Source organism: Vibrio sp. 2130-1 (assembly GCF_033339515.1).
On sequence record NZ_JAWOUT010000045.1, the window covers coordinates 1 to 2,987 of the forward strand.

General features: G+C 51.1%; 1 rRNA gene. It reads left to right on the forward strand.

The window, feature by feature from the left end:
• Nucleotides 1–28: 28 nt before the first annotated feature.
• Nucleotides 29–2,918 (forward strand): 23S ribosomal RNA (locus R7Q09_RS24040).
• Nucleotides 2,919–2,987: the final 69 nt, after the last annotated feature.

Sequence of the window (2,987 nt, forward strand, 5' to 3'; positions counted from 1 at the left end):
ATCAACTCGAAACTCCTTCGGGTTGTATGGTTAAGTGACTAAGCGTACACGGTGGATGCCTTGGCAGTCAGAGGCGATGAAGGACGTATTAACTTGCGATAAGCCCAGATTAGGTAGTAAAAACCATTTGAGTCTGGGATTTCCGAATGGGGAAACCCAATACCATAAGGTATTACTGTTGAGTGAATACATAGCTCAACAGGGCGAACCGGGGGAACTGAAACATCTAAGTACCCCGAGGAAAAGAAATCAACCGAGATTCCGAAAGTAGCGGCGAGCGAAATTGGACTAGCCCTTAAGCTTTACACGCGTTAGACGAACAGCCTGGAAAGGCTGACGATACAGGGTGATAGTCCCGTAGTTGACGACGTGTGTTCAGTGAAATCGAGTAGGGCGGGACACGTGATATCCTGTCTGAATATGGGGGGACCATCCTCCAAGGCTAAATACTACTGACTGACCGATAGTGAACCAGTACCGTGAGGGAAAGGCGAAAAGAACCCCTGTGAGGGGAGTGAAATAGAACCTGAAACCGTGTACGTACAAGCAGTAGGAGCAGGCTTGTCCTGTGACTGCGTACCTTTTGTATAATGGGTCAGCGACTTATATTCAGTGGCAAGGTTAACCATCTAGGGGAGCCGTAGGGAAACCGAGTCTTAACTGGGCGTTCAGTCTCTGGATATAGACCCGAAACCAGGTGATCTAGCCATGGGCAGGTTGAAGGTTGAGTAACATCAACTGGAGGACCGAACCGACTAATGTTGAAAAATTAGCGGATGACTTGTGGCTAGGGGTGAAAGGCCAATCAAACCTGGAGATAGCTGGTTCTCCCCGAAAGCTATTTAGGTAGCGCCTCGGACGAATACTACTGGGGGTAGAGCACTGTTAAGGCTAGGGGGTCATCCCGACTTACCAACCCTTTGCAAACTCCGAATACCAGTAAGTACTATCCGGGAGACACACGGCGGGTGCTAACGTCCGTCGTGGAGAGGGAAACAACCCAGACCGCCAGCTAAGGTCCCAAATTACTACTAAGTGGGAAACGATGTGGGAAGGCTCAGACAGCCAGGATGTTGGCTTAGAAGCAGCCATCATTTAAAGAAAGCGTAATAGCTCACTGGTCGAGTCGGCCTGCGCGGAAGATGTAACGGGGCTAAGTAGTAAACCGAAGCTGCGGCAATATACTTTTGTATATTGGGTAGGGGAGCGTTCTGTAAGCGGTTGAAGGTGTGTGGTAACGCATGCTGGACGTATCAGAAGTGCGAATGCTGACATGAGTAACGATAAAGGGGGTGAAAAACCTCCTCGCCGGAAGACCAAGGGTTCCTGTCCAACGTTAATCGGGGCAGGGTAAGTCGACCCCTAAGGCGAGGCCGAAAGGCGTAGTCGATGGGAAACGGGTTAATATTCCCGTACTTCTTACAATTGCGATGGGGGGACGGAGAAGGCTAGGTGGGCCTGGCGACGGTTGTCCAGGTTCAAGTGCGTAGGCTGAGAAATTAGGTAAATCCGGTTTCTCTTAAGGCTGAGACACGACGTCGAGCATCTACGGATGTGAAGTCATTGATGCCATGCTTCCAGGAAAAGCCTCTAAGCTTCAGATTGTAAGGAATCGTACCCCAAACCGACACAGGTGGTCGGGTAGAGAATACCAAGGCGCTTGAGAGAACTCGGGTGAAGGAACTAGGCAAAATGGTACCGTAACTTCGGGAGAAGGTACGCTCTCGACGGTGAAGTCCCTCGCGGATGGAGCTATTGAGAGTCGCAGATACCAGGTGGCTGCAACTGTTTATTAAAAACACAGCACTGTGCAAAATCGCAAGATGACGTATACGGTGTGACGCCTGCCCGGTGCCGGAAGGTTAATTGATGGGGTTAGACTTCGGTCGAAGCTCTTGATCGAAGCCCCGGTAAACGGCGGCCGTAACTATAACGGTCCTAAGGTAGCGAAATTCCTTGTCGGGTAAGTTCCGACCTGCACGAATGGCGTAATGATGGCCACGCTGTCTCCACCCGAGACTCAGTGAAATTGAAATCGCTGTGAAGATGCAGTGTACCCGCGGCTAGACGGAAAGACCCCGTGAACCTTTACTACAGCTTGGCACTGAACATTGACCCTACATGTGTAGGATAGGTGGGAGGCTTTGAAGCGCAGTCGCTAGATTGCGTGGAGCCGTCCTTGAAATACCACCCTTGTAGTGTTGATGTTCTAACGTTGACCCCTTATCGGGGTTGCGGACAGTGCCTGGTGGGTAGTTTGACTGGGGCGGTCTCCTCCCAAAGCGTAACGGAGGAGCACGAAGGTGGGCTAATCACGGTTGGACATCGTGAGGTTAGTGCAATGGCATAAGCCCGCTTGACTGCGAGAATGACAATTCGAGCAGGTGCGAAAGCAGGTCATAGTGATCCGGTGGTTCTGAATGGAAGGGCCATCGCTCAACGGATAAAAGGTACTCCGGGGATAACAGGCTGATACCGCCCAAGAGTTCATATCGACGGCGGTGTTTGGCACCTCGATGTCGGCTCATCACATCCTGGGGCTGAAGTCGGTCCCAAGGGTATGGCTGTTCGCCATTTAAAGTGGTACGCGAGCTGGGTTTAGAACGTCGTGAGACAGTTCGGTCCCTATCTGCCGTGGGCGTTGGAGAATTGAAAGGGGCTGCTCCTAGTACGAGAGGACCGGAGTGGACGAACCTCTGGTGTTCGGGTTGTGTCGCCAGACGCATTGCCCGGTAGCTAAGTTCGGGATCGATAACCGCTGAAAGCATCTAAGCGGGAAGCGAGCCTTGAGATGAGTTCTCCCTGATACTTTAAGTATCCTAAAGGGTTGTCGTAGACTACGACGTTGATAGGCAGGGTGTGTAAGCGTTGTGAGGCGTTGAGCTAACCTGTACTAATTGCCCGTGAGGCTTAACCATACAACACCCAAGGGGTTTTGATGGACTCAATGAAAGAACATTGAATGTGTAAGAACGAGAATTAAAAAA